Source organism: Psychroflexus sp. MES1-P1E, assembly GCF_002836055.1.
Classification (GTDB): domain Bacteria; phylum Bacteroidota; class Bacteroidia; order Flavobacteriales; family Flavobacteriaceae; genus Psychroflexus.
In genome coordinates this window covers 1-936 of record NZ_PJBS01000007.1, presented here as the reverse complement: position 1 = coordinate 936, position 936 = coordinate 1, and the positions used below count along the sequence as shown (strand labels likewise).

The window sequence follows — 936 nt, the reverse complement described above, 5'->3', positions numbered from 1 at the left end:
TAGTTAGTTACTTATAATTTGTGTTTGATACATTTTATCAGATTCTACCATTTTAACGATTAAGTTATTGAATATGGTCGCTTTACTCTGTGATCTATTTATTCTAAAACAGAACTCGTTAAAATACCTATTTAAATTGTGCTCACTAACCCAAGAATATGTGGTTCTTATCCAGGATTTCACTTGATGTATCATAGTGTGCAAAGCTTTAAAGTTTAATCCTTTGTTACTTTCAATTTGGGTGATATTGTAAGCTTTTGCTATGGGTCTATATCCTCTCCACTTATCGGTAACCACCTCTGCTTCTCTACTAATATGATTGATAAATATATACTGTAATGATTCTGCTGAAAAGTCATCAATTTTCATTGCATACATTCTTTTTACTTTACCGTCATCGGTGAGTTGTACTGCCGTTATAGCTTTCTTTTTCTTACTGTGATAGCTTCTACCAACTTTTTCTTTTTCCTTTCCACCTAAAACAAATTCATCTACGTGAACAACTCCATCCATTGGGTTATTGCCGCTGGAAGACATCGCTTCCCGTATCTTAAGCATAAACAATCGAGCTGTCTTTTCTGTAACGCCATAACGAACTCCCATATAACTGGCTGATAAGCTCTTGGTTGTCGTTGACATTTCAAAACATATAAAAAAAGCTTTTCTAATACCAAACTTGACCTTATGAAAAAGCGTATTTGCAGTGGCAGATTCAGTATGTCCGCAGATGTTGCATTGTCTGCCAAAATTCTTGAGAAATTGACAAGCAGTGTGGTTACATTTCAAGCACTTATATGGTGTTTGTGATTTCAAATATGCTAAGTATTCTTTGCAATCTTCGTCAGTTTTGAACCGATCAGAGAACTCTAGAAGATTTTGACCCTTAAATATGTCCATAATTCAATATATTTACTGTCAACTAAGATAAGCATTTAA

1 protein-coding gene is annotated in these 936 nt (G+C 34.0%); it reads right to left on the bottom strand.

Features of this window, described 5'->3' with window-relative positions; all coding sequences use genetic code 11:
• Positions 1 to 3: 3 nt before the first annotated feature.
• Positions 4 to 897, bottom strand: a complete 894-nt coding sequence (locus CXF67_RS00060; RefSeq protein WP_102086914.1) for an IS1595 family transposase — start codon at positions 895 to 897, stop codon at positions 4 to 6.
• Between the last annotated feature and the right edge of the window lie 39 nt (positions 898 to 936).

Coding starts and splice junctions, on each gene's coding strand:
- CXF67_RS00060 (WP_102086914.1), bottom strand. CDS start 897: ATGGACATATTTAAGGGTCAAAATCTTCTAGAGTTCTCTGATCGGTTC.